The sequence below is a fragment of the Micromonospora sp. CA-259024 genome (assembly GCF_050936255.1).
GTDB lineage: Bacteria > Actinomycetota > Actinomycetes > Mycobacteriales > Micromonosporaceae > Micromonospora.
On the sequence record NZ_JBNJND010000001.1, the window covers coordinates 1,236,289 to 1,260,180 of the forward strand.

At 69.4% G+C, this 23,892-nt stretch carries 20 protein-coding genes; 10 read left to right on the top strand and 10 right to left on the bottom strand.

What is annotated here, in order from left to right:
- Entirely contained in the window at positions 1–1,047 is a 1,047-nt protein-coding gene (locus ACQEUX_RS05040; RefSeq protein WP_433041835.1) for an SEC-C metal-binding domain-containing protein, read from the bottom strand.
- A 178-nt stretch (positions 1,048–1,225) separates the two neighbouring features.
- Positions 1,226–3,154 carry a LamG-like jellyroll fold domain-containing protein gene (locus ACQEUX_RS05045; protein WP_433041838.1) on the bottom strand — a complete coding sequence of 643 codons (1,929 nt, stop codon included), beginning with the start codon at positions 3,152–3,154 and terminating at the stop codon, positions 1,226–1,228.
- Positions 3,155–3,347: 193 nt separating this feature from the next.
- Between ACQEUX_RS05045 and ACQEUX_RS05050 the strand changes: the two genes are divergently transcribed.
- From ACQEUX_RS05050 to ACQEUX_RS05080, 7 genes are all read left to right on the top strand, one after another.
- A complete protein-coding gene (locus ACQEUX_RS05050) occupies positions 3,348–5,432 on the top strand; it encodes a phosphocholine-specific phospholipase C (RefSeq protein ID WP_433041841.1) in 2,085 nt (694 codons plus the stop codon).
- Positions 5,433–6,126: 694 nt separating this feature from the next.
- Positions 6,127–7,140, top strand: coding sequence for an ABC transporter permease (locus ACQEUX_RS05055; RefSeq protein WP_433041844.1), 1,014 nt, complete (start codon positions 6,127–6,129; stop codon positions 7,138–7,140).
- An 80-nt stretch (positions 7,141–7,220) separates the two neighbouring features.
- Positions 7,221–8,960, top strand: coding sequence for an ABC transporter substrate-binding protein (locus tag ACQEUX_RS05060; protein WP_433041847.1), 1,740 nt, complete (start codon positions 7,221–7,223; stop codon positions 8,958–8,960).
- A 124-nt stretch (positions 8,961–9,084) separates the two neighbouring features.
- Positions 9,085–10,062 (top strand): ABC transporter permease, encoded by a 978-nt coding sequence (locus ACQEUX_RS05065; RefSeq protein ID WP_433041850.1) that lies wholly within the window; start codon positions 9,085–9,087, stop codon positions 10,060–10,062.
- Positions 10,059–11,162: an ABC transporter ATP-binding protein gene (locus ACQEUX_RS05070; protein ID WP_433041853.1), complete on the top strand. Its 1,104-nt coding sequence runs from the start codon at positions 10,059–10,061 to the stop codon at positions 11,160–11,162. Before ACQEUX_RS05065 ends, ACQEUX_RS05070 begins: the two co-directional genes overlap by 4 nt.
- A gap of 104 nt (positions 11,163–11,266) precedes the next feature.
- A complete protein-coding gene (locus tag ACQEUX_RS05075) occupies positions 11,267–12,220 on the top strand; it encodes an ABC transporter ATP-binding protein (RefSeq protein WP_433049605.1) in 954 nt (317 codons plus the stop codon).
- Between the two features lie 142 nt (positions 12,221–12,362).
- Positions 12,363–13,181, top strand: a complete 819-nt coding sequence (locus ACQEUX_RS05080; protein WP_433041856.1) for an alpha/beta fold hydrolase — start codon at positions 12,363–12,365, stop codon at positions 13,179–13,181.
- A gap of 35 nt (positions 13,182–13,216) precedes the next feature.
- On the opposite strand, the gene ACQEUX_RS05085 is transcribed toward ACQEUX_RS05080, so the two are convergent.
- The 5 genes from ACQEUX_RS05085 to ACQEUX_RS05105 all read right to left on the bottom strand — a co-directional run bounded on the left by ACQEUX_RS05085 (position 13,217) and on the right by ACQEUX_RS05105 (position 18,414).
- Positions 13,217–14,521, bottom strand: a complete 1,305-nt coding sequence (locus tag ACQEUX_RS05085; protein WP_433041859.1) for a hypothetical protein — start codon at positions 14,519–14,521, stop codon at positions 13,217–13,219.
- A gap of 58 nt (positions 14,522–14,579) precedes the next feature.
- Positions 14,580–15,416 carry an aldo/keto reductase gene (locus ACQEUX_RS05090; protein WP_433041862.1) on the bottom strand — a complete coding sequence of 279 codons (837 nt, stop codon included), beginning with the start codon at positions 15,414–15,416 and terminating at the stop codon, positions 14,580–14,582.
- 72 nt (positions 15,417–15,488) lie between these two features.
- Entirely contained in the window at positions 15,489–17,342 is a 1,854-nt protein-coding gene (locus ACQEUX_RS05095) for a DNA/RNA helicase domain-containing protein (RefSeq protein WP_433041865.1), read from the bottom strand.
- 194 nt (positions 17,343–17,536) lie between these two features.
- Positions 17,537–17,872: a nucleotide pyrophosphohydrolase gene (locus tag ACQEUX_RS05100; RefSeq protein ID WP_433041868.1), complete on the bottom strand. Its 336-nt coding sequence runs from the start codon at positions 17,870–17,872 to the stop codon at positions 17,537–17,539.
- A gap of 125 nt (positions 17,873–17,997) precedes the next feature.
- Positions 17,998–18,414, bottom strand: coding sequence for a MerR family transcriptional regulator (locus ACQEUX_RS05105; RefSeq protein WP_433041871.1), 417 nt, complete (start codon positions 18,412–18,414; stop codon positions 17,998–18,000).
- Positions 18,415–18,504: 90 nt separating this feature from the next.
- Here ACQEUX_RS05105 and ACQEUX_RS05110 point away from each other — a divergent pair, with 90 nt between their 5' ends.
- The gene (locus ACQEUX_RS05110) at positions 18,505–19,410 is read left to right on the top strand and encodes an MBL fold metallo-hydrolase (RefSeq protein ID WP_433041874.1); all 906 of its coding nucleotides are present in this window, start codon (positions 18,505–18,507) and stop codon (positions 19,408–19,410) included.
- 38 nt (positions 19,411–19,448) lie between these two features.
- Here the strand turns inward: ACQEUX_RS05110 and ACQEUX_RS05115 are convergent, their stop codons facing one another.
- Positions 19,449–19,652: a DUF397 domain-containing protein gene (locus ACQEUX_RS05115; protein ID WP_433041877.1), complete on the bottom strand. Its 204-nt coding sequence runs from the start codon at positions 19,650–19,652 to the stop codon at positions 19,449–19,451.
- A complete protein-coding gene (locus ACQEUX_RS05120) occupies positions 19,645–20,532 on the bottom strand; it encodes a helix-turn-helix domain-containing protein (RefSeq protein ID WP_433041880.1) in 888 nt (295 codons plus the stop codon). Before ACQEUX_RS05120 ends, ACQEUX_RS05115 begins: the two co-directional genes overlap by 8 nt.
- Before the next feature lie 248 nt (positions 20,533–20,780).
- Between ACQEUX_RS05120 and ACQEUX_RS05125 the strand changes: the two genes are divergently transcribed.
- Both ACQEUX_RS05125 and ACQEUX_RS05130 read left to right on the top strand, forming a co-directional pair.
- Complete coding sequence (locus ACQEUX_RS05125) at positions 20,781–21,083, top strand: DivIVA domain-containing protein (RefSeq protein ID WP_433041883.1); 303 nt, start codon at positions 20,781–20,783, stop codon at positions 21,081–21,083.
- Complete coding sequence (locus ACQEUX_RS05130; RefSeq protein WP_433041886.1) at positions 21,080–21,331, top strand: hypothetical protein; 252 nt, start codon at positions 21,080–21,082, stop codon at positions 21,329–21,331. Before ACQEUX_RS05125 ends, ACQEUX_RS05130 begins: the two co-directional genes overlap by 4 nt.
- Positions 21,332–21,416: 85 nt before the next feature.
- On the opposite strand, the gene ACQEUX_RS05135 is transcribed toward ACQEUX_RS05130, so the two are convergent.
- Positions 21,417–23,765, bottom strand: coding sequence for a WD40/YVTN/BNR-like repeat-containing protein (locus ACQEUX_RS05135; protein WP_433041889.1), 2,349 nt, complete (start codon positions 23,763–23,765; stop codon positions 21,417–21,419).
- Between the last annotated feature and the right edge of the window lie 127 nt (positions 23,766–23,892).

Below are 23,892 nucleotides of genomic sequence, written 5' to 3' on the forward strand. Positions count from 1 at the left end.
TCAGCTCCGGGAGCGCGGCAGACAGTCCTTCTTGTACTTGAGGCCCGAACCGCACCAGCAGGCGTCGTTGCGCTCCGGTGGCCAGGGGATCCGTGCGCTGGGCCGCGCCGACACCTCGGCCGCGTAGCCCGCCCGGATCGCGGCGTCGGTCGGGTCGCCGTCGCCTCGACCGGCGAACGCGTTCAGCCCGGCCACGGTGGCGCTGAACACACCCAGCCCGCTCTGCCCGGCACCCGTCAGCCGTACCAGCTCCTTCTCCAGCCGGGCCCGGTGCGCGTCCCAGTCCGGCCCGTACACCTCGGCGAGCCCTGGGTGCTCGGAGAGCAGCCGATCGAACTCGGCCCGAGGCCAGAAGAGGAGATCCGACCCGGCACCCCTGCGCTCCCCGGCCCGGCGGACGAGCTGGTTCTCCAGCCGGTCCGCCAGATCGTCCTGCCGGTCGTGCGGCAGGTTGAGATTCCGGCGTACCCGGTGCCGCTGTTGCAGCAGGAAGAAGAGGACGCCGGGCGCGTCCGGCGGACCGAGCTCCACCACGGGGTCGGTCGCGGTGATGGCCTGCGCGCCCGCCCCGGCGGCGGCGCGCTCGCCGAGCAGGGTGTCGGCGGCCTCGCTCAGCCACGTCTCGGCGGTCGTCGAACGACCACCGGCGTCCAGCGCCGCACTCACGTAGGCGGGGGCGTCGGGCTGCACGAGCAGCAACGGGCGCAGCGCGGTCAGCTCCGCCATCGCCTCGTCGTCCCGACCGCCGGCCCGGAACAGGGTCCGGGCCCGCAGCGCCCGGGCGAACCCGGCCCGCGGATCGTCCTCGGACGGGTACGCCGCCAGAGCCTGTTCCGCGTACCGCAGGGCGGCATCCGGTCTTGCCCGGATCTCGGCGATCTCGGCGGCCAGGGTCAGGGCGTCCCCGGCGTCGTCGGGATCCTCCAACCGGCCCTGCTCCGCGGCCTCGGCGAGATCGGCGGCGACGCCGAGCGGGTTGGCCGTTCCGAGCGCCGAGCGGCGAAGTTCAGCGAGGTCGGCCTTGGTGAGTACGTCTTTCGTCGACACGATCTCACGGTACGTCGGACGGCTCCCGGCCTGCCGGCAGATCACCTGTAACGCTGCTCGCAGATTGGCCGGACCGCCGGGCCGGGCGGGGTGCCCGGATCAACCCGAGCCCGGCCGGTGTGGGGAAGCAGGGAACCGGTGGTGGCTACCGGCGAGGCGGTAGCCACCACCGGGTCGGTCAGGCGTACGGGGTCAGGAAGTCCTTCGGGCGCAGTGCCTTGCCGGTGACCCGGACATCCCCGATCCACCCGTAGAAGCCCTGCCCGTACTTGAGGTCGAACGACGTCGCGCCGATCACGAACGGGAGCCCGAGGGTGGCGATCCCGGTCGACGGCTGAGTGGGGTTCCGCGCAATCTTCGATCCGTCGATGTAGACCACGGTCCGCTGACCGTCGTTCACCACCGCGATGTGGGTCCAGCGCCCGGTCGGCAGGGCATGGCTCCACGAGGTCGGATCGGCGTCCTGCTTGTCGGCGTAGACGACGTACTGGAGGAACCGCTCGGAGGAGACGTTGAGGCTGCAGGTGGACTCCAGTGGAGACCAGCCGGTCGTCTTGCCGGCGTCGCCGCTGCGCCCCTCCCAGCTCAGAATCCCCATCCAGGCATGGTCGCCCTCGAACGGGTCGGGGAGTTTGATGAAGGCCTCGATCGTGTACCCATCGGTGAACTTCATGCTGTTGATCGGGGCGTCGCGGCCGGCCCGGAGGATGGCGCCGCGGTCCGGGCCCTTCCCGCCGTCGAAACGGAGGCTGGCGTGTGCCGGCTGACCGGGGTGGTGCTCGGTCGAGTAGGTCAGCGCCTCGGATGCCCCGGCCCCGATCCGCTGCACGGTCAGGTTGTTGCCGTTGCCGCTCAGGTCCCGTACGACCGTGCCGTCGGGGACCGGCTTACCGGCCGTACCCGACGGCAACCCGTAGGAGTCGAACCGCCAGTATCCGACCGTGCCGCGCGGCAGCACCGCGACCGGGGGACGGGGAGCGGGCGGCGTCACCGGCGCGAATCCGCGGAACCGGGCGGCGAAGTCGATCTCCATGCTGAAGCGGTCGACCGGCCCGGTCAGCTCGATCGTCTCGGCCTCCAGCGGCGTGCGCTTCTCCGGGTCCCGGGCAAGGAACCAGGGCGAGAACGTCTCGACGTCGATGACGTTGCGCGCCAGGTCGAAGTGGTAGAGACGGATCATCGCCGCGCCACCGTAGTAGCGGTCCTGGTAGTTGGTGATATGCACCTGCACGTCGTTGCCAGCGGCGTTCGTGAGGGTGGTACGGCCAGGCGGCCAGTAGTGACCGTTGAGGGTGAGGAAGATCTGGTCGTTGTCCCGGATCAGCCGTTCCCAGAGCCGCTGGCCGTTGTCCGAGAGTTGAGCGGCGCCCGCGTCGTCTGCCCAGGCCAGGTCATGAGTGGTGAGGATGACCGGCAGAGTGCGATGCTCGTTGATCACCCCCTGGGCCCAGGCCAGGCCCTTGTCCGAGATCCGCCAGTCCAGCGCGAGCACCAGCCAGTCGCGTTCCCCGGCGCGCAGCACGTGGTAACTGTTGTAACCGTCCGGCGAGGCACCGCCGAAGGTCGGCATCTTGGCGAACCGCTGGGGCCCGAAGGCGCGCAGGTAGACGCTGTCGCCGCGCTGGTCGTCGCCGCCGCGGATGTCGTGGTTGCCGGCCAGCACGCTGTACGGCAGCTTGCCGTCGAGGGTGCGGAACGTCTCGCCGGCCAGCGCGATCTCATGTTCACTCCCGTGCTCGGTCACGTCACCGAGATGGGTCATGAAGACGATGTTCGCGTCCTTGCGCTCCTGATTGAGGTAGCGGAAGGTCGCCTTCAACGGTTCCGGGTCGGAACTGTCCTCGTCGAAGAGATACTGCGTGTCCGGCAGCACCGCGAGCGCGAAGCGCGGGCTCTGCGCGTCGAACGATCCCGTCGCTGCCGCCGCTGCGGGGGTGGCGGGGGTGCCGAGCAGCGCTGCGGCGGCCCCGGCCGCAGGCGCGGCCAGCATCGCCTGTAGCAGGCTTCGCCGCTCCACGTGTGGTTGATCGCCGCTGCTGGCCATCTTGTCTCCCGGGTAGGTGAGGACGATTGAACGCCGAGCACTGTCCCGAGGAGCGATGAGCATCCTCCGACGCCTGACTGAACGGCACCTGGCAGGCAGCCGAAGATCATTCGGGCGCGTCGCGCTGCTCAGGGTACTTGCCGTCGCCGGTCGTCGAGTGGTCGCAAAACCAACCAACCAAGGTCATCTGCCGTCAACCCGTCGTCGGTAGCGTCCGGTCGCCAGTTTCTCGACCAGATCGCACAAAGGCGGAGTTATGGGCACGGTGGATCGGCGCACATTCCTCAAGGCGATGGGAGTCCCCGCGATCGGCGCGGCTCTCCCGCTGGACCTCAGCAAGGCGCTCGCCATCCCGGCGAACAACCGGACCGGCACGATCAAGGACGTCGAGCACGTCATCATCCTGATGCAGGAGAACCGCTCCTTCGACCACTACTTCGGCACCATGCGCGGGGTACGAGGGTTCGGTGACCCCCATCCGGCGACACTGCCGTCCGGAAAGGACGTGTGGCACCAGCCAACCGACACCGGCGAGCTGCTGCCCTTCCGCCCCGAGGTGAAGGATCTCGGCCAGACCTTCCTGCCGGACCCGCCGCACGGCTGGAACGACGGGCACGCCGCCTGGAACGACGGCCGGTTCGACAAGTGGGTGCCCAACAAGGGCGTCACGGCGATGACCTACCACACCCGCCAGGACCTGCCGTACCACTACGCGCTGGCCGATGCTTTCACCGTCTGCGACAGCTACCACTGCTCCCTGATGGGGCCGACCGACCCGAACCGCTACCACATGTGGAGCGGCTGGGTCGGCAACGACGGCAAGGGCGGCGGCCCGGTCATCACCAACGCGGAGGCCGGCTACGACTGGTCGACCTACCCGGAGCGGCTGGAGCGCAACGGCATCTCCTGGAAGATCTACCAGGACGTCGGCACCGGCCTCAACGCCGCCGGCTCCTGGGGATGGACGAACGACCCGTACATCGGCAACTACGGCGACAACTCGCTGCTCTACTTCCACCAGTACCAGAACGCGCAGCCCGGAACGCCGCTGGCCGATAAGGCCAAGACCGGCACCGAGATCAGGACCCAGGGCCGCGACCCCGAGGCGCTGCTGGCCGACTTCCGGGCCGACGTCGAGGCGGGACGCCTGCCGGAGGTATCCTGGATCACCGCGCCCGAGGCGTACACCGAGCACCCGAACTGGGAGCCGGCGTACGGCTCCTGGTACATCTCGCAGGTCATCGACATCCTCGCGTCGAACCCTGAGGTGTGGAGCAAGATGGCGCTCTTCGTCACGTACGACGAGGAGGGCGGCTTCTTCGACCACGTGGTCCCGCCGACGCCCCCGCAGATGCGCGAGCACGGGCAGTCGACCGTGCCGACCACGAACGAGATCTTCCCCGGCGACGCCAGCCACCCGGCCGGGCCGTACGGCCTCGGGATCCGGGTGCCCATGATCATCGTCTCGCCGTGGACGCGGGGCGGCTACGTCAACTCGCAGGTCTTCGACCACACCTCGCTGATCAAGTTCCTGGAGGCGCGGTTCGGGCACGGCCGGCCGGACCTGATCGAGGAGAACATCACCCCGTGGCGGCGCGCTGTCGTCGGCGACCTCACCACGGCCTTCGACTTCCGGCACCCGAACCGGACGCAGCATCCCACCCTGCCGGACACCGACGACTTCAAGCCCGAGGACCTGGTCCGGCACCCCGACGAGGTGCCGGTCCCGCCGGCGGACCAGCGGCTGCCGAAGCAGGAGCGGGGCGTACGCCCGGCGCGAGCCATTCCGTACACCCTGCACGCCGACGGGCACGTCAGCCACGACTCGTTCCGCATCGATCTCCGCAACTCCGGTGCGGCCACCGCCGTCTTCCAGGTCCGCCAGGCCGGCAGCGCGGACGCCCCGCGCAGCTACACGGTGGAGCCGGGCAAGCACCTGTCGGACACCTGGAAGGTCGAGTCCGGGTACGACCTGTCGGTGCACGGGCCGAACGGGTTCTTCCGCCGGTTCTCCGCCGGCGAGTCGAGCCGGCACGCGACGGACCTCGACATCACCCCCTCCTATGAGGAGCGGGACTTCAAGGTCGTCCTCACGCTCAAGAACCGTGGGTCGAAGCGGGCCGAGGTGACCGTTCGGGACCGGTACAACTCCCGTCCGGTCAAGCTGTCGGTGCGGCCCGGCGAGACGGAGCGGGCGCAGTGGGCTCTCTCCCGTACCCACGGTTGGTACGACCTGACCGTCGGCGTCACGGGTGACGCCGCCTTCGAGTACCGCTACGCGGGCCACGTCGAGAACGGCAAGGACAGCATCAGCGACCCGTCCCTCGGCGGGCTCGTCTAGAGCGGTGTCGCGTCACCCGGGCCGGCGACGGCCCGGGTGACGCGACGGGAGAGCCCCGCGCATGGGGCGGATGTGCCGGTGAGCGTGATGACTCACCGGCATATCCATACCTCGGAGTCATCACGTTCGTCGCGGTGTCCGCTCGTGGGGCCGGAGCGCCGTCCAGGTGCCGACTTTTCCCTGGCGTTCGCATACCGGCAGAGCGTCGCTGTTCATTAAGCATCGACAACGATCAAATCAATTTAGCCCAACGGCATTTCTGGGTTCTGGGTTTGGGCGTAGCTTCAGGCGGATTTCGACTAGCGGTTTCCGGCAGTGCCGTTCCATCGAGCGCCGTTACCATCGGTGATGACGACTGTTGCTCGCGCCGGTGCTGCGGTCAGGGCGACTGCCGCATCGACGTATTGAACTGCGGTTACATTGATCGCTGGCCACCCGGGTCGATGGAGGCAGGGCGCCCCGATCACCCTCCGTGATTGTCGACGTGCGGCGCTGCACTCGGTGGCGGGAATCGATAACGGCCGTCCGAAAGGCCGAATGAACCGTCGTTCAGGACATGAGCCTGTTACATAACCGACTCACAATGAAATCATTTGCCTAGCTAACGTTCTGCACGAGAGCCGCCATCCGGACAGCCGTCCGGGTGGCGGTGTCATGTGTCAGCACGATGAGGAGGTCGTCCCGCGTGGAGCCGATGGTCACGGAGCCCCAGGTGCTCCGCGCCGGAGAGCCGGACGACGGACGGGTGCAGAGCGCGTCGTCGCTCGCCGCTCCGGTCCGGACGGTCAGCAAGTCGCCGACCCGGATCGCCCTGGCCCGGCTACGCCGCGACCGGATCGCGATGATCTGCGCCGCGATCTGCGTGGCCTACGTCCTGATCGCGATCTTGGCGCCGCTGCTCGCCGGGCTGGAGGGGCAGAACGCCACCGACCTGCACCAGGATCTGATCGACGAGTTCGGCTTCCCGATGATCGGCCCGACCGGCGAGCACTGGTTCGGGGTGGAGCCCCGCCTGGGCCGCGACCTCTTCGCCCGCTGGGTGTACGGCGCCCGCCCGTCGCTCATCGTCGCTGTCGCGGTCACCACGATCACCACGATCATCGGCGTGGTCGTGGGCTTGGTCGCCGGCTTCTCCGGCGGCTGGGTCGACCGGGTGCTCTCCTGGCTGATCGACCTGGTGCTCAGCCTGCCGTACCTGCTCTTCGCGATCGCGAGCTCCGCCGTCCTGGTCGCGATCTTCGGCGGCGCCGACGGAGCCGGGGCTGAGGACGTCGCCCAGATCCGCTTCATCTCGCTGATCTGCGTGCTGTCGTTCTTCGGCTGGGCCAGCCTCGCCCGCCTGGTCCGGGGGCAGGTGCTCTCGCTGCGTGAGCGCGAGTTCGTCGCGGCGGCCAAGGTGCTCGGCATCCCGACCCGGCAGGTGCTCTTCAAGGAGCTGCTGCCGAACCTGGTGGCACCGATCGTCGTCTCCGTGTCGCTGGCTCTGCCCGGCTACGTGGTGGCGGAGGCCGGGCTGACCGTGCTCGGGGCCGGGCTGATCGAACCCACCCCGTCCTGGGGCCTGACGATCTCCGCGGCCACCACGTACTACCGGGCCGACCCGCTCTACCTGTGGCTGCCCGTCCTCGGCATCACGATCCTGGTGCTCGCCCTGAGCCTGCTCGGCGACGCCGTGCGCGACGCCTTCGATCCCCGGACCCGTCGATGAGGACGCCCCGGGCTGGAGGAGAACCACGGACCTCGCACGTCGGAGGTCCGCTGACTGAAAGAAAAGACAGGAGTACGTCTGTGCGGCAACTCAAGGTTGGTCTCGCCGCCGCGCTGGCCGCCACCATGGCGGTGGCCGGCTGCGGCAGCCCTTCGTCGAACAACGGCAGCAGCGGCGGGGGTGACGCCAAGGGCATCGAGACCCAGCAGAGCGCGTTCGACCCGACCGCCAAGGGCCCGGCGGCCGAGGTGCCCGGCGCCAAGAAGGGCGGCGTCATCACGGTCTACTCCCAGCTGACCCCGAACACCTTCGACCCGACCGACACCTACTACGCCGACGCGCTGGCGATCGAGAAGCTGATCTTCCGCAACCCGACCCAGTTCGCGATCCGCAACGGCAAGCCGGTGCTCGTGCCGGACCTGACCGACCTCGGCACCGTCTCGTCGGACAAGCTGACCTGGACGTTCAAGATGCAGTCGGGCATCAAGTACGCCGACGGCAGCGAGGTCAAGGTCGAGGACCTGGCGTACGCGATCAAGCGTTCGTTCGCCCACGACGTCTTCGCCAACGGCCCGACGTACCAGCTGACCACCTTCAAGGGCGGCGACATGTACAAGGGCCCCTACGCCAGCGGCGACAGCTTCGCGGGCGTGGAGACCCCGGACCCGACCACGCTGGTCATCCACCTGGCCCGGCCGTTCACGGACCTGCCCCTCTACCTGACCTTCCCGGTATTCACGCCGATCCCGAAGGCCAAGGACACCAAGGAAAACTACAAGAACAACCCCCTCGCCACCGGGCCGTACCAGTTCGACACCTACACCCCCGGCACCGAGCTGAAGCTGAAGAAGAACCCGAACTGGGACCCGAACACCGACGCGGTGCGGCACCAGTACCCGGACGGCTTCGACTTCAAGTGGGGCGGCGAGGACCCGAAGACCCAGCAGCAGGTGCTCAACAGCGCCGGCGAGGACGCCAACGCCCTCAACTACGGCGCCGTCGACGCCTCGCTGATCCCGCAGCTGACCGGGGACAAGAAGGCCCAGCTGATCCAGGGTGAACAGCCCTGCACCTACTCGGTGCAGCTGGACACCCGCAAGATCCCGCTCGAGGTGCGCAAGGCGATCGCCAAGGCGTACCCGTACGACCAGGTCAACAAGGCCGCCGGCCTGAACAGCTTCAACTCCGCGCCGGCCAGCACCGTCCTGCCGCCGAGCGTGCCGGGTTACACCAAGTACGAGCCGCTGCCGGGCCTGAGCGGTGTCGGCCAGGGCGACCCGGCCGCGGCCAAGGCCGACCTGGAGGCGGCCGGTAAGACCGGCTTCGAGCTCAGCTGGTACTACGACAACACCAAGCCGATCCCGCAGCAGAGCAACCAGATCCGGGTCGACGCGTTCAAGGCGGCCGGCTTCACCGTCAAGCCGATCGGTGTCACCACCGCGGAGCTGCGCTCCAAGATCGCTGACTACGACGCCCCGGTCAACATGGGCCAGCAGCCGCAGGGTTGGTGCTCGGACTGGCCGAGCGGCGGCAGCTGGTTCCCGGTGCTCTTCCAGTCGCACAGCATCAGCGACGGCACCAGCTGGGGCGAGCTCAGCGACAAGGCGCTGGACGCCAAGATCGACGAGATCGGCAACCTCCCGGCCGACCAGGCCGTCGCCAAGTGGGGTGAGCTGGACAAGGAGATCCTGGGCAGGTACGTGGCCCTGCCGCGCTACTACGGCAAGCTCGCCTTCGCCGTCGGCACGAACATCGGTGGCGCCGAGGGCGACGCCTCCGCGGGTGAGCCGTTCTACGTGAACATGTTCCTGAAGAACTGACCTTCCGCACCCCCCAGTCGTGGACGTCGGCCGGCCTCCGGCACTATGCCGGCCGGCGTCCACCCCTCTCCCCGTTCCGGCTTGGGCTCTCAGCCCCGGCCCGCTGCCACCAGGAGCCTCGGCGGTGCTCATCTACATCCTGCGACGGATCGCCAGCGCGGTCTCCGTCGTCATCGTGACGCTGGTCGCCAGCTTCGGGCTGTTCTTCATTGCCCCCACCGACCCGGCCGGGACGATCTGCGGCCAGCGCTGCACCCCGGAGCGCTACGCCGACATCAGCGCCAGCCTCAACCTCGACGAGCCCGTCGCACAGCAGGTCGGCGGCTATCTCAAAGGGCTGGCGGTCGGGCGGACGTACCACTCCGGTGGGCTCACCATCGACTGCGACGCACCCTGCCTCGGCTACTCGTACACCCTCGGCCAGCCGGTGACCAAGCTGATCGGGCAGGCGTTGCCGGTCACCGTCTCGATCGTCCTCGGCGGCGCGGTGGTCTACCTGATCGCCGGCATCCTCGCCGGCATCGTCGCGGCCCGAAGACGAGGCACCTACCTGGACCGACTCATGGTCGGCACCTCGCTCGGCATCAACGCCGTGCCGTACTTCGTGGTGGCGCTGCTCGTCTCGCTGTACGCGACGTTCCTGCCGCACGCCGGCTACCACCCGCTGCTGGAAAACCCGTTCACCTGGGCGACCGGGCTGCTGGCCGCCTGGCTGACGCTCGGCCTGGCCAACGCCGCCTCGTACACCCGCTACGCCCGAGCGTCCATGATCGAGACGCTGGGCGAGGACTACATCCGCACCGCCCGCGCGAAGGGCATCAGCGAGCGCCGGGTGGTCTACCGCCACGGCCTGCGCGCCGCGATCACCCCGATCGCCACCATCTTCGGCGTCGACCTGGCAATCCAGTTGACCGGGGCGATCTTCACCGAGGCGATGTTCGGGCTGCCCGGCCTCGGCGTGCTGACCCTGCGCGCGTTCAACCAGTACGACCTGCCGGTGCTGATGGCCGGCGTGCTGGTCGGCTCGGTGGTGCTGGTCGTGATGAACCTGCTCGTCGACATCCTCTACACGATCCTCGACCCGCGAGTGAGGCTGGGATGACCGAACCGCAGCTGCTGTCGACCCCGGGCCGACAGCCCGAGACGGTCTCCCGCGCCCGCCGCGTCGCCGGCGACCGCGCCGAAGGGCAGTCCTACCTGGAGGTCACCGACCTCACCGTCACCTTCCCGACCGCCGACGGGCTCGTCCAGGCGGTCCAGGGGCTCAGCTACTCCCTGCCGCTGGGCCGCACCCTCGCGGTGGTCGGCGAATCCGGCTCCGGCAAGAGCGTGTCCAGCATGGCCATCATGGGCCTGCACGACCCGCGCAGCACCCGGATGACCGGCTCGATCACGGTCGGCGGCGAGGAGATCGTCGGCATGCCGCCCGCCGAACTCCGCAAGCGGCGAGGCGCCAACGCCGCGATGATCTTCCAGGACCCCCAGTCGTCGCTGCACCCGTACTTCACCGTCGGTGACCAGATCATCGAGTCGTACCGGGCGCACCACCGCGTGTCCAAGCGGGTGGCCCGGGACCGGGCGGTCGACATGCTCGGCCGGGTCGGCATCCCCAACCCGCGCCGCCGCCTGGACGACTACCCGCACCAGTTCTCCGGCGGCATGCGGCAACGCGCCATGATCGCGATGGCCCTGGTCAACGACCCCAAGCTGCTGATCGCCGACGAGCCCACCACCGCGCTCGACGTCACCGTGCAGGCGCAGATCCTCGACCTGATCATGGAGTTGCAGCAGGACTTCGGCTCGGCGGTCCTCTTCATCACCCACGATCTCGGTGTCGTCGCCGAGATCGCCGACGACGTGCTGGTCATGTACGGCGGACGCGGCGTCGAGTACGGCACGGCCGCGTCGATCCTCGGCCGGCCACTGCACCCGTACACCTGGGGTCTGCTGGAGAGCATCCCGGCGGTCTCCGGCGAACCGACCCGGCTGCACCCCATTCCCGGCACACCGCCCAGCCTGCTCGCGCTGCCCACCGGGTGCTCGTTCCACCCGCGGTGCGAGTTCGCCGGCCGGGTGCAGGGCTGCGCCGTCGACCTTCCCGAACTGGTCTCCCGCACGGCGGACACCACCCGGGCCTCCCGCTGCCACCTGCCCGACCCGGCCGGGACCTTCGAGACCGACATCCTGCCCCGGCTGCCCTGAAGGAGCACGAGTTGACCACCACCACCGACACCGCGACCCGTCCGGCGCCCGCCGAGCAGCCCGGCGGACCGGGGACGCCGCTGCTGGAGCTGCGGGATCTGAAGATGCACTTCACCGCCCGGGGCGACGGATGGTTCGGCCGCAACGACCACCGGATCCGGGCCGTCGACGGGGTGTCGCTGCAACTGCGCGCGGGCGAGACGCTCGGCCTGGTCGGTGAATCCGGATGCGGCAAGACCACCACCGGGCGTCTGATCACCCGGCTGCTCGAGCCGACCGGCGGGCAGGTCCTCTACCAGGGCACCGACATCACCCACCTGAAGGAGAAGGACCTGCGGCCGTACCGGCGGGAGCTGCAGCTGATCTTCCAGGACCCGTACTCGTCGCTCAACCCGCGGCACACGGTGGGCAGCATCATCGGCGCACCCCTGCGGGTGCACAACCTTGTGCCGAAGGGCAGGGAACTGGACCGGGTTCGGGAGTTGCTGGAGCTGGTGGGGCTCAACCCCGAGCACTACAACCGGTACCCGCACGAGTTCTCCGGTGGCCAACGGCAGCGCATCGGCATCGCCCGCGCGCTGGCCGTACAGCCCAAGGTGATCGTCGCCGACGAACCGGTCAGCGCCCTCGACGTGTCGATCCAGGCGCAGGTGATGAACCTCCTCGAGGACCTGCGCAAGGAGCTCAACATCGCGTTCGTCTTCATCGCGCACGACCTGGGCGTGGTGCGACACTTCTGCGACCGGGTGGCGGTCATGTACCTCGGTCGGGTCGCGGAGATCGCCGACCGTGACGCGCTCTACGGCACGCCGCAGCACCCGTACACCCAGGCGTTGCTCTCCGCCGTGCCGGACCTCGGTGTGGTCCGCGGCGGCGCGCCGAAGATCCGGATCCGGCTCGCCGGCGACGCGCCCAGCCCCCAGGAGGCGCAGACCGGCTGCCCGTTCCGCAGCCGCTGCTGGAAGGCCGAGGAGATCTGCGCGACCACCACCCCGCCGCTGGTGCAGGTGGGCGACGGGCAGGCCGCCGCGTGCCACTTCGCCGAGCCGGCCGAGTAGACCGAGCGCCACGCGGGCGGGCTGAGGTGCGGTGCCGCTGTACGCACCGTCACCGCAGGCGTGGGTACGCTGAGGCCGTGTCCATGATCCGCACCGCGAACTCGCACCCACCGGGTTACACGACATGGAGGGGGAGAGGGGCATGAACGACGGGCAGGGCGGGAACGACGCGCCGCCGCGGAGCATCGGCGGGCTGGCCACCGACAGCTACGGCCGCGACGACGACCGGGCGCCGCTGGTGCTGGTGCACGGTCTCACCTACGACCGCCGGCAGTGGGACCCGGTCCTGCGCGAGCTGGCGGCGCTCGACCCGGACCGGCGGGTGCTCCGGATGGACCTGCCCGGGCACGGCGGCTCGCCGGGGCGTGACTCCTACGACATCGCAGAGGTCGCCGGCGTGATCCACGAGGCGGTCACCGCCGTCGGACTGGAGGCGCCGGTGCTGGTGGGGCACTCCCTGGGCGGCGTCATCGCCACCGTGTACGCCGCTCGGTACCCGGCGCGGGGCGTGGTCAACGTGGACCAGCCGCTGCTGGTCGGCGGCTTCGGCGACCTGTTGCGCCGCGTTGAACCGGTGCTGCGCGGCCCCGACTGGCAGCAGGTGTGGGACGGGATGACCGCCCGGATGGGCATCGACCAGCTGCCCCCGGACGCGCGAGAGATGGTCCGTACCCAGACCACCTTCCGGCAGGAGCTGCTCCTCGGCTACTGGAACGAGGTCCTGGTGCAGTCGGCCGAGGAGATCGGCCAGCAACGGACGCGGGACCTCGATGCCATCCGCGACCGTGGCATCGGATACGACTACGTGACCGGAAGTGACCCGAATCCGGCCTACCGGAGCTGGCTGGAATCGGCGCTGCCGCACGTGCGGATCACCGTGCTGGCCGGTGCCGGGCACTTCCCGCACCTGGCCCATCCAGCAGACGTCGCCCGCATCCTGACCGGAAGCGGCCAAAGCTGACCGACGCCTCGATCACGGCTCCCGTGCGCGGGCGGCTACGGCAGGCGCGCGAGGTACGCGAGCATCGCCGCGCGGCTGTCCGGCAGGCCGTACTCCTCGACGAGCTCGGCGACGTTGCCGAACTCCTGCCCGTCGATCAGCCACGGCTCGGTTGACCGTCCCAGCACCTCGGCGAGCCGCCGCTGCCGGGGTGCCAACGCCGCGACCGGCGTCCCCGTCGGTGCGGGGCCGTCCGGGAAGGCGAGACGCAGCGCCATACCCAGCACCGTCAACGACCGGTCGCCGCTGACGGTGGGCAGCCGGTCGAGCAGCGCGTCGAAGGCGCGGTCGGTGTGCTGCGGGCCGAGCTGCCGCAGGGCCAGGCCCGCGTAGCCGCCGAGGTCGCCGTCGAGGAACGGCACCCACCCGTCGTCCACCGGCGCGTGCGCTGCGTCCCTGGTCGGATCGGCCGCGCGGTCGCGGCAGGCGCTGCCGTCGGCGGGTGGGAGCACCGCGCCATCGGACGGGGCCGCCGCCCAGCTCAGCAGCTCCTCGACGGTCGCCTGGTCGGCCACCGCGCCGAGGACGCGGGCCCGACCGATCGCGGCGGCCCACCGAACAACCGGGCGCGGGTCGGTCAACCAGCGGACGTCCGGCGCAGCACCGAGCAGCCCCGAGGCCACCAGCATGGTCGCCACCTCGCCGGGCGTCGACCCAACGCCGGGATCCTGCGCGGCGTCGATCGCGCCGGCCAGCGCGGACACGCTGCCGTCGGCCTCCTCCGGAAACCAGGCCAGGGTGTACGCCGCCCCCGTCCGCACGCCCGGATCGAGGTGCCCCAGCAGGGTGCGGAACAGCGGCACCCCGGCGCGCACCGCGTCGTAGGCCGCCAGTTCGATGTACGCCCACAACCGGCGCTGCTCGGTCGCGGTCAGGGACTCGACGTAGGCGTACTCGACGTACTCCTTCTTCGACTCGTCCGCGCCGGCCCACGGTGGCGGCTTCGCGGCGAGCAGCTCACGCCCGCCCTCGGCGGCCCGGCGGTGTTCGGCCACCGGGAAGCCGTCGGGGAGGACACCCTCGTCGAAGCCGACCGCCAGGGCGACCAGCAGCCCGAGCACCGCCGCCGGATCCGGAGTGGCCGGATCGGCGAGCAGCTCCAGCAGGAAGGGCACCGCGTACGCGCTCGCCTCGAACCGGCCGCCCTGGTGGAAGACGTTGGTGTAGAGGTCGCCCAGGGCCTCGTCCCGGGTGGCCGGATCGGACGAGAGCAGGGCGCGGAGCTGGCCAGGCACGTCGTCGGCTGCCCCGTAGGCGTGACCGAGCCGCGCCCAGTCGATGTCGTCAAGTCCGTCGAGCACACCCTCATGCTCTCCCAACCCGGTGACTGTTCGCGGCCCGGGGCGCCCTCCGGGTCGGTCAGAACTCCTCGTACACCGCCGGGTCCTGGTCCGCGAGCCGCCCGTCTGGGCGGCCCAGCGCGGTGATCGCCTCGACCTCCGCGTCGGTGAGCTTGACCCCGAAGACGTCCAGGTTCTCGAGCTGCCGCTGCGGGGAGGCGGCCTTGGGCAGCGGGATCACCTGGCGGGTCACGTGCCAGGCGAGGATGGTCTGCGCCGGGCTGACGCCATGGGCGGTCGCGATCTCCGCGACGACGGGGTGCTGTTGCAGGTCGTTGCCACGGCCGAGCGGGCTCCAGGCCTGCACGAGGATGCCGTGCTCCCGGTGGTAGTCGATCGCCTCCTGCTGCGGGAAGTACGGATGCACCTCGATCTGGTTGACCATCGGGGCGACCCCGGTCTCGGCCACCAGCCGGTCGATGTGCTCGGGCAGGAAGTTGGACAGACCGATGTGCCTGACCAGGCCCCGCTCGCGGGCCTCGATCAGCGCCTGCCACGCCTGCACGTACAGGTCGACAGTCGGGTTCGGCCAGTGGATCAGGTACAGGTCGACCCGGTCGAGACCGGTGCGGAACACACTCTCCTCGATGGTGGTCAGCGCCTCGTCGTAGCGGTGGTGCCGTCCCGGCAACTTCGAGGTGACGACCAGCTCGTCCCGGACGTCGCCGGCCGAACGGGCGGCCCGGCCCACCGCGCCCTCGTTCTCGTAGTTGACCGCCGAGTCGAGCAACCGGTAACCCGCCCGGATCGCCTGACCGATCGCGTCGACACCCGCCGAGCCGTTCAGCTTGTAGGTGCCGAGCCCGATCGCCGGCAACGTGGTGCCGTCGGCGGCCGTCAGGTGGGGAATTGCCATGGTTGATCTGCCTTTCGTTGACCGTGACTGGACCCTACCCGCACGCGCCGGGTGCTGAGTCCGACCGGTCGATTAGCCGAGGTCGCCTCCGTCGGCCGTCTCGTAGACGGTCTCGACCGGCCGGATCACCTTGACCAGCGACGCGAGGTACTCCCGCGTCTCGGGATCGGTGGAGCACACGATGGTGCCCTTCATCCCGCGGGTCAACAGGACCTTGTAGGTGTTGCGGATCAGCAGATCCGCTTCGGCGTCGCTGAGCGACTTGCGACTGCGAAACGCCGGGTCCTTCGACTCCTCGCGTCGCGTCACCAGACGGCCGTCCCGGGCTACCAGGTCCGGCCCCATGATGACGCCCGACCAGTCGTACTCGAAGCCCTGCGCCGTGTAGACGCAGCCCACCTGGCCGAATCCGTTCGGGTCGGTCGCCCAGAACGCGCTGCCCGGTGCCTCGCCGACGCTGCGTTCGCTCTTGACGTTCCAGGGCCGGGACCAGCCGCCGACCCGCACGTCCGACACGAGGCTGTCGTCTGGACGCGGGTCGCTCCAGGGCCAGCAGTACCCGGCAGACATTCGGGCGGTCACGCCCGGTGCCTGTTTCCTGGCGAGAAAGGCTTCCAACTCCTCCGGCGACTCCGCGAGACGTAGGTCGACCCTCCCGTCACCGGTCCAGACCGATGGCTCGTCGCCGTCGAGACCGAGCAGGTCAACGACCCATTGCTCGTACGCCGCGCTGCCGCCGCAACGGAACTGGCTGTGCAGCGACACCACCTCGACATCGAGGTTGAGTTGCTTCGCGTACGACGAGATGACCTCGACGTTGCCCAACTCGCCCGGCTTCACCACCTGGTGCTCGTCGAGCAGGAAGACCGGCACCCGGGCAGCGGCGATCAGCTCGTCGATCTGCTGACGCGCTTTGTCCCGCTTGGCCTTTGGCGTGAACCGGTTGACGGAGGTCTCCCGGATGCGGTGCGCCTCGTCGCAGATCAGCACGTCCAGACCGTTGCGCTCGGCGGACATGAAGCTGTTGAAGTAGCCGAACAGGTTCTTCAACCGGGTCGAGCCCCTGCCGGCGTACCGGCGCAACGTCAGGGTGAACGACCGTGAGCCCGTGGCGTGCATGACGGCACGGTTCTGGCGCGCCAGTTCGCCGAGAACCGACAGCGCGATCACGCTCTTGCCGCTGCCCGGTCCGCCGGACACGACGACGACCGACTTGCGATCCGCCGATCGGGCCCGCTCCACGGCGTGCAACACCAACTCGTACGCCACCCGCTGCTGATCCAGCAGTGTGAAGTGCGATCGATCCTTCAGCTCCTGAGCGGCGTACCTCAGCAGGTGGCGGCTGGGCCGAACCGAGCTGGCGAGGAAGCGGTCCGCGGCGTCAGCGCCCGACGTCGGGGCGAGATGGGTGCGTAGGTAATCGAGGAACTGGCCCCGCCGCTGCTTGGTGAAGATCCGGCTCTGCTCGGTGGCCTGACGATCGAACAGGTCGCTGATGTCGCGGTCGACCGCGTTGTGCAGGTACGCCGCCCCACGCACCGGATTCCGGTGCCCGGCGAGGATGCCGAGAAAGTCTGTCAGGTACTCGCAGTACTGCTCGACCTGGACGCCGGGATGCAGCCGCGGGCCACGCGCGTGCTCCACTGCTACGAGGGTGTCAGAACCCTCGTAGGACTCGGCGTAGGACCACTGCTTCAGCTCCACGACCACGTAGGAGTCGTCGGACGTCCTTGGGTCCAGCCCGGCGAGCACCACGTCGACCCGCTTGCTGGTCAGCGGCAGTTGGTATTCGACCAGCATCTCGACCTGACCCAGGCCCGCATCGGCGAGATCCTGCCCCAGCACCTCAAGGCTGCGCGACCAGGATCGACGTTCCGCCGGGCTCACGTTGCGACCGATCTGCTCCACGATCCGGTCTGCGAGCATGCCGCCGCCAGCCAGGCGCAGCAAACCATCGGCGGACGTACGGAACGCTGACAACACTTGCCCCCGGGCAGCACGAAGTGATCGTGCGCATGGGGGGCATGTCCGGCAGTCGCCGGAAGCCCGTCGTGACGCGCTCCTACGTCATGGACTGTAGCGAAGAGATCAACTCAGCGCCACGCTGACGTTGCCCGGGACTATCGCTTTACCGCCGAGCCGCGGGCCTGGTCCACGGGGTAGCGGCGGGCTGAATCCTCCAGCTTGGTCAGAGCTGCCTCCACGAGGTCGACACCGAGTACGTCGGCGAGTCGGGTCAGGTAGATCATCACGTCGCCGATCTCGGCCTTTACCCGGTCACCGGCGTCCCGGTCGGCCATGACCGCTGTGGACTGCTCGGGTGTGAGCCACTGGAATTCGGCGATCAGTTCGCCGACCTCACCAGCGAGGGCCATGGCGAGGTTCTTGGGCGTGTGGAACTGCTGCCAGTCCCGCTCCTCCGCGAACGCCCGCACGCGGCTCGTCAAGTCATCCATGACCTGGAGCATCGCAGGTGCCCCGTGTCGGCGAGCCACGACCCATAGCCGACGGAAGCAGCAGAACGGACCGTCGGAGCGTCACGACGGTGGCTGGCCCGGCATCCGGCCCGCAACCGCCCTTATCAATGATGGGCGGCCGGTTCTGACTGGCGTGCGTCTGATGCCGACCTGGTAGCGAAGCTGTTGCACTCCGGGCAAGTCGACACCACCGGGTGCGTGCAGGCGAGTACGTGATCAAGGAAGTCCTGCGCGGCGTGCAATCGGCGGATCTGGTCGATGATCCGGTCCCGCCGGTCCCGCACCAGCGCGGCGCGGCGCTGACCGTCGCCGCGATACAGGTCTGCGATTTCGGTCAGTGACATGCCAGCGCGCTGGCAGAGCCGGATCAGACGCGCCCGCGTGATCGTCTCGTCGTCGTAGACCCGGTGTCCGTTGGCAAGCCGGGCCGGTTCGAGCGCCCCGACCTCCTCCCAATGCCGCAGCACATGCGTCGGGACGCTGACCAGCGCCGCCGCGTCTCCGATTCGCCACGTCGTCACGCAGGCTCCTTAGGAATTGACTTCAGGTCAACCTGAACTTCTACGGTGCTCCCCCTGGCGCGCGATGCGCCAGGGTAGGGGGACAAGCGCATGATCCACGCGATCCGTCAGGCTGCGGTGGCGGCCGGTGCGTTGGCTGCGGTGCCGTACCGCCTGATTCGGCCGCGTCCGATCGACCGGCGCTTCCTGGCCGGGCTGTCCGACGCCGGTATCCCGCGCGGGGATGTCGAAGTCGAGCTGATCACATTGGACCAGACGGTGCGGTCGGTGCCGACGCCACTGATTGCCGAGGCCGTCCGGAAACCGCGCCGGGTCGGCAACGCCCTGACCACGTACGTGATCCGGCATCCGGAGGTCACCGTGCTGCTCGACCCGTCGGTCTGTGCCGACGTCGGAGATCGGGTGATCGGCGAGCTGCCGTGGACGTTGCGGCCGGTGGTGCAGCCGCGCTATCAGGTGCTGCCGACCACGACGGCGCTGGAACGGGCCGGCATTCCGGCCGACACGATCGACTTCGCACTACCCACCCATCTGCACTGGGACCACGTCTGCGGATTGCTCGACCTTCCCGGCCTGCCGGTTACGGTGCGGGAGCGGGAACGGGACTGGATGATGTCCGGCGACGCTGCACCAGCAGGCGGCGTCCGAGCTGCGCTGCAGGGCCGCCGGCTGGACAGCTACGAGTTGGAGGGGCCGCCGGTGCTCACCTTCGAGCGCAGTCACGACCTGCTCGGCGACGGGTCAGTCATCATGGTCGAGCTGGCCGGGCACACGCCGGGGAGTGTGGGCGTCCTGCTCCGTACCCCCGACGGGCCGGTGTTGGTCGCCGGTGACGCAGCCTGGCACGGGCTGCAGATCGAACATGTCCGGCAGAAGGCGCCGTACCCGGGGTGGCTCGTCGACGACGATCGCGACGGAGCCTTCCGTACGCTGCACCGGCTGCACGCCGTTCGGAACCAGGTCCGCATCATCCCGACCCACGACCCGAGCGCCTGATCCCTGATCCGAGACCTGACGCGTCGCCGCCGGCTGTCTCAGCGGTGTTGTTCGCTGTTCGTCAGCGCCGTAAGAAAGGTGGACCATCCGGGGCGGCTGAACTGAAGGCGAGGTCCGGCGGGGTCCTTGGAGTCACGGACGGCGACGACGTCGGCGAGGTTGGTGGCGACCTCGACGCAGTTGCCGCCGTTGTCGCCGCTGCGGGTGCTCTTGCGCCAGACGGCGCCGGTCAGGTCAGTCATGCCGCATCTCCCCGATGAGCCTCTTGATCATGTCTCTTGATTCTGCCTCGCCAAGCGCGAGGGCCACCAGCCCTCTCCATGTGTCCTCGTAGGCCCTGAGCTCATCCGGTTTGTCTAGGTAGAGCGCCCCGGTAAGCGACTCGCTGTAAACCACCGAGGGTTCGGGTGCAGTCCGACCCCCGTTGGTTGTCGGAAAGTCGAGGACCACGAACGAGCCGGCGACTGCTCCAGGGTGCGGCCCGGCAGCGAGCGGCACCACTTGCACTGAGACGTTCGGTTGCTCGGAGACTTCGAGCAGATGGTTGAGCTGGTCGGACATTACGCCCTGGCTGCCGACCACTCGGCGGAGTACCGCCTCGGAGAGCACTGCGTCCAAGCGTGGGGGCCGTGGTAGACGACGTCTCAGCAACGCCTGTCGTTGCAGCCGCACCTCGACTGCTTGCTCACGCTCCTCCGGGCTCAGCCGACTCCCAGGCTGAAAGAGTCCAAGGGCGTAGGGGCGGGTCTGCAGCAACCCGGGAATCAGTGTCTCGCCGTACTCCCGTAGTCGAGCTGCAGCGGACTCCAAGCCGACGTAGAGCTCGAACCAGTTCGGCACTGCGTCCCCGTAGGCGTGCCACCAGCCCTTCGACTTCGTCTCGGCGGCGAGCCCGCGCATCGCCTCGGTCATCTCGGGCGACACCCCGTACAGCTCGCACATCGCCTTGACGTCGAGTACCCGGACGGAGCCCATGCCGCATTCGAGGCGCCAGATCTTCTGCCGGCTGTATTCGAGGGCCTCGGCGGCGGCGTCGAGCGTCACCCCGGCCTCGTTGCGGAACTGTCGCAGCAGCCGGCCGAGTTGCCGGCGCGGCACGGTCGATCCGATGTCTTCGGGCATCCGCACACTCCCTGGTTCCATCACGCAACACTGCGTGACCCGCTTCCGCAACTCCTACGGGTTTCCACAAAGAAAGTCAATGCACAACGGCGAAAACGCGGTTTAGAACGTTGCGTTTCCACTGCGGACTGTCGCAGGCTGATCACAGCGCGGCGGCCGGCCGGTCCCCCCGAACGGCCGCCGTGCTTCCCCGAGCATCGGGATGAACGGGCAGGCCCGCCCATCCACGACCAGGAAGGCGGACGGACATGAACGCTCGTAACCAGCTACCAACCCCGGTTGGCGGTGGCGCGACCTACCGCTCCACCGCGTACACCAGTCTGCTGCCGTGGCAGATCCGCGAGCGCCGCTTCGCGCCGACCGGGCTCGGACGTCGCGGTCTCAACCCCGACGACGTGTACGCCTTCCTCGACCGCGTCGCCGTCGACATGGCCGTCGTCTACGCCGCTCTCGCCGAGAGCCGCCGCGAGACCGCCCGGATCAAGGCCGGGCTGCGTCGTTGGCAGACCGACCAGGCCCGCGCCCGCAACGAGCGGGGCCAGCTTCAATGAGCCAGCGGTACGTCATCCACCTGCCCGTCGTCGCCACCGATCTGCCCGCCGCGCAGCGCCTGGCCCGGGTCATCGGCCGGTGGATGGCGGTGCTGCCGATGGCGGACCCGGGGGAGACCACCGTCTCCGAAGAGGACCAACAGTTCCTCCGCCACCGGGTCTTCTGTGACCTGCGGCTGCCCGGCGGGCGGCGCTGCCTGCTCCGGGACGACCACGACGGCCCCTGCGCCCGCCGGCTGCGCAGATGACCGTCGCGTGTCAAAGGGGCAGGCCACCTCCCGGGTTCGGGAGGTGGCCTGCGAGCCGCATCAGATGCGATGAGCTACCGGTTGATCAGCCCGCTCGGCAGGAGGCGAGCACGCCGATCACGCCGACACCGGTCCGCTTGAGCGGCAGTTTGGTCGACGCTGCCGGGCAGCGGGGCACGGCGAGGTCGTAGACGCCCCGCCCGAAGGTCGCCGCGGTGAGCTGCCGGCTCGGCTCGTGGTAACGCAGGTACATCACGGCCGCCTGCGGCAGGTTGGTGCCCAGCGCCGCCCACTCACCACCGTTCCACGCCGACATGAACACCCCGACGTCGGTGCCGACCAGCAGCAGGCCGTCGGCGGTCGGGACGACGAAGTTCACCGGCGCGTCCGGCAGGCCCTGGCCGATGTTGCTCCAGGTACGACCGCCGTCGCGGGTCATCATCACGTGCGACCGGTCGCTACCGGACCGGAAGGCGGAGAAGGTGGCGTAGGCGATGTTCTTGTCGGCGGGGTTCACCGCCACCCGGGTGACCCAGGTGCCGGGCAGCTGCCCCGGGTCGACCTGCTGCCAGTTCTGCCCGAGGTCGTCGGTCCACCACAACCGCCCGTCGTCGGTGCCGACGTAGAGCTTGTTGCCGTCGGTGGGCGCGGCGGCGACGGTGGTGATCGTGCCCCACGGGTAGCCGTTCGGGTCGTTGGGGCCGCCGCCGGTGAGGTCCGGGCTGATCGGCGTCCAGGTGCGGCCGTTGTCCGTCGAGCGGTTGACGATGTTCCCGGCGTAGTACATGACGTTCGGGTCGCTCGGGTCGAACTGCAGCGGGGTCAGCCAGTTGCGCCGCTCCGAGGTCGTCTGGCCGGTGCCGATGTTCTGGCGAGGAGTGCCGCCGGAGTTCTCCGACCGGTAGCAGGAGCCGTACTGGCTGCACCCGAAGACGATGTTCGGGAACTCCGGGTGGATGACCACCTGGAGGCCGTCACCGCAGCCGATGGCGTTCCACGGGCCACCGACGCCGTTGTAGCCGCGATTGCAGCCGTTGTCCTGCGCGCCACCGACCTTCAACGCCGGATCGGTCTGCGCCACGTCCACCGTGTAGAACTGGGTGTAGGGCTCGTAGGTCGCCTTGACCCAGCCGCTCGCGCCGTTCGCCTCGGATCGGTAGAGGCCGCCGTCGTTGCCCAGGTAGACCCGCCCGGGCACCTTCGGGTCCCAGCGCATCGCGTGCTGGTCGGCGTGCACGCCGCTCACCGACGAGAAGCTCTGCGCGCCGTTGGTCGAGCGCATCAGGTTGACCCCGGTGAGGAAGACGTGATCGGAGTTGCCGGGGTCGACGAAGAGCTTGCCGAACCACCAGCTGAACGTGGACTGGGCTGCCTGACCGGCGGTGACCGGGGTCTGCGTCCAGCTGTCGCCGCCGTCGTCGGAGCGGTAGAAGGCGCGGAACGGGCCGAGTGCGGTGCCGACGTACGCGTACAGCCGCTGCGGGTTGTCCGGGGCGACCGCGATGCCCCAGCGGCCCTGGTCGGCGTCGGTGGGCAGGCCGTTGGTCATCCGCGACCAGGTGCGGCCGGCGTCGTCGGAGCGCCAGAGGCTGGAGCCGAGCCCGCCGTAGGTGCGCTGGTGGGGTTCGCGCAGGTGGTCCCACATCGCCGCGTACATGCGGCGCGGGTTGCTCGGGTCGATGACGACCTCGGTGGCGCCGGTGGTGGCGTTCGGCGGCGCGAGCACCTGCTTCCAGCTGTTCCCACCGTTCTCCGAGAGGTAGACGCCGCGCTCACCACCCGGGACGAAGAGGTTGCCGCTGGCGGCGGCGAAGATCCGGTCCTCGTTGCTCGGGTCGATGGCGAAGCGGCCGATGGCGTGGCTGTCCTTCAGGCCGACGTGCCGCCAGGTCTTGCCTCGGTCCTTCGAACGGTAGACGCCGTCGCCGCCGAAGGTGATCGAGCCGCCACCCGGCTGGGCCTCGCCGGTGCCGGCGAAGAGGACGCCGTCGCTGGTCATCGCGACCGCGCCCATGCTCTGCGTCCAGTCGTCCGGCCAGGCCGTCTCGAACGTGGCGCCGGCGTCGTCGGACCTCCAGACGCCACCGGACGCGGCGGCGATGAAGATCTGGTCGGAGACCTGCGGGTCGACGGCGATGTCCACGACCCGGCCGCCGATGTTGCTGGGCCCGAAGAAGTTCCACTTACGCTGCGCCAGGTCGCGGTAGAGGAGGCGGGTGCGCAGGTTGAGATCGTGGGCCTCGCCGCGAGCCTTCGCGTACTTGGTCACCGAGAGGTCCCGGCTGCCGTCGCTCATCCGCTGGGCGGTCATCCACTCGTCGGGGATCTCCATCGGACCGGTGGGCGAGTTGGTGGCCAGCGACTCCTGGACCGGCCGGGGTGCGGCCGAGGCGGTCAGCGCGAGCGCGACGACCAGCCCCAGACTCGCTGTCATCGCGAGGCCGCGGTACCTTCGGACGAGCGTGCGTCTCATGCAGTCTCCCTGTCCACGCGCCATGGCGACCGGAAAGTGGTCTTCAGTGCGCACGCTAGACAGTGGAGTGACCGACGTCACCGAGCAT

What these genes read in the sequence shown, in the direction of transcription:
- ACQEUX_RS05070 (WP_433041853.1), top strand. Translation starts at nt 10,059, where the DNA reads ATGACCGAACCGCAGCTGCTGTCGACCCCGGGCCGACAGCCCGAGACG.
- ACQEUX_RS05050 (WP_433041841.1), top strand. Translation starts at nt 3,348, where the DNA reads ATGGGCACGGTGGATCGGCGCACATTCCTCAAGGCGATGGGAGTCCCC.
- ACQEUX_RS05110 (WP_433041874.1), top strand. Translation starts at nt 18,505, where the DNA reads ATGATCCACGCGATCCGTCAGGCTGCGGTGGCGGCCGGTGCGTTGGCT.
- ACQEUX_RS05100 (WP_433041868.1), bottom strand. Translation starts at nt 17,872, where the DNA reads ATGGATGACTTGACGAGCCGCGTGCGGGCGTTCGCGGAGGAGCGGGAC.
- ACQEUX_RS05045 (WP_433041838.1), bottom strand. Translation starts at nt 3,154, where the DNA reads ATGCTCATCGCTCCTCGGGACAGTGCTCGGCGTTCAATCGTCCTCACC.
- ACQEUX_RS05135 (WP_433041889.1), bottom strand. Translation starts at nt 23,765, where the DNA reads ATGACAGCGAGTCTGGGGCTGGTCGTCGCGCTCGCGCTGACCGCCTCG.
- ACQEUX_RS05075 (WP_433049605.1), top strand. Translation starts at nt 11,267, where the DNA reads ATGCACTTCACCGCCCGGGGCGACGGATGGTTCGGCCGCAACGACCAC.
- ACQEUX_RS05115 (WP_433041877.1), bottom strand. Translation starts at nt 19,652, where the DNA reads ATGACTGACCTGACCGGCGCCGTCTGGCGCAAGAGCACCCGCAGCGGC.
- ACQEUX_RS05125 (WP_433041883.1), top strand. Translation starts at nt 20,781, where the DNA reads ATGAACGCTCGTAACCAGCTACCAACCCCGGTTGGCGGTGGCGCGACC.
- ACQEUX_RS05095 (WP_433041865.1), bottom strand. Translation starts at nt 17,342, where the DNA reads ATGCTCGCAGACCGGATCGTGGAGCAGATCGGTCGCAACGTGAGCCCG.
- ACQEUX_RS05055 (WP_433041844.1), top strand. Translation starts at nt 6,127, where the DNA reads ATGGTCACGGAGCCCCAGGTGCTCCGCGCCGGAGAGCCGGACGACGGA.
- ACQEUX_RS05080 (WP_433041856.1), top strand. Translation starts at nt 12,363, where the DNA reads ATGAACGACGGGCAGGGCGGGAACGACGCGCCGCCGCGGAGCATCGGC.
- ACQEUX_RS05130 (WP_433041886.1), top strand. Translation starts at nt 21,080, where the DNA reads ATGAGCCAGCGGTACGTCATCCACCTGCCCGTCGTCGCCACCGATCTG.
- ACQEUX_RS05120 (WP_433041880.1), bottom strand. Translation starts at nt 20,532, where the DNA reads ATGCCCGAAGACATCGGATCGACCGTGCCGCGCCGGCAACTCGGCCGG.
- ACQEUX_RS05090 (WP_433041862.1), bottom strand. Translation starts at nt 15,416, where the DNA reads ATGGCAATTCCCCACCTGACGGCCGCCGACGGCACCACGTTGCCGGCG.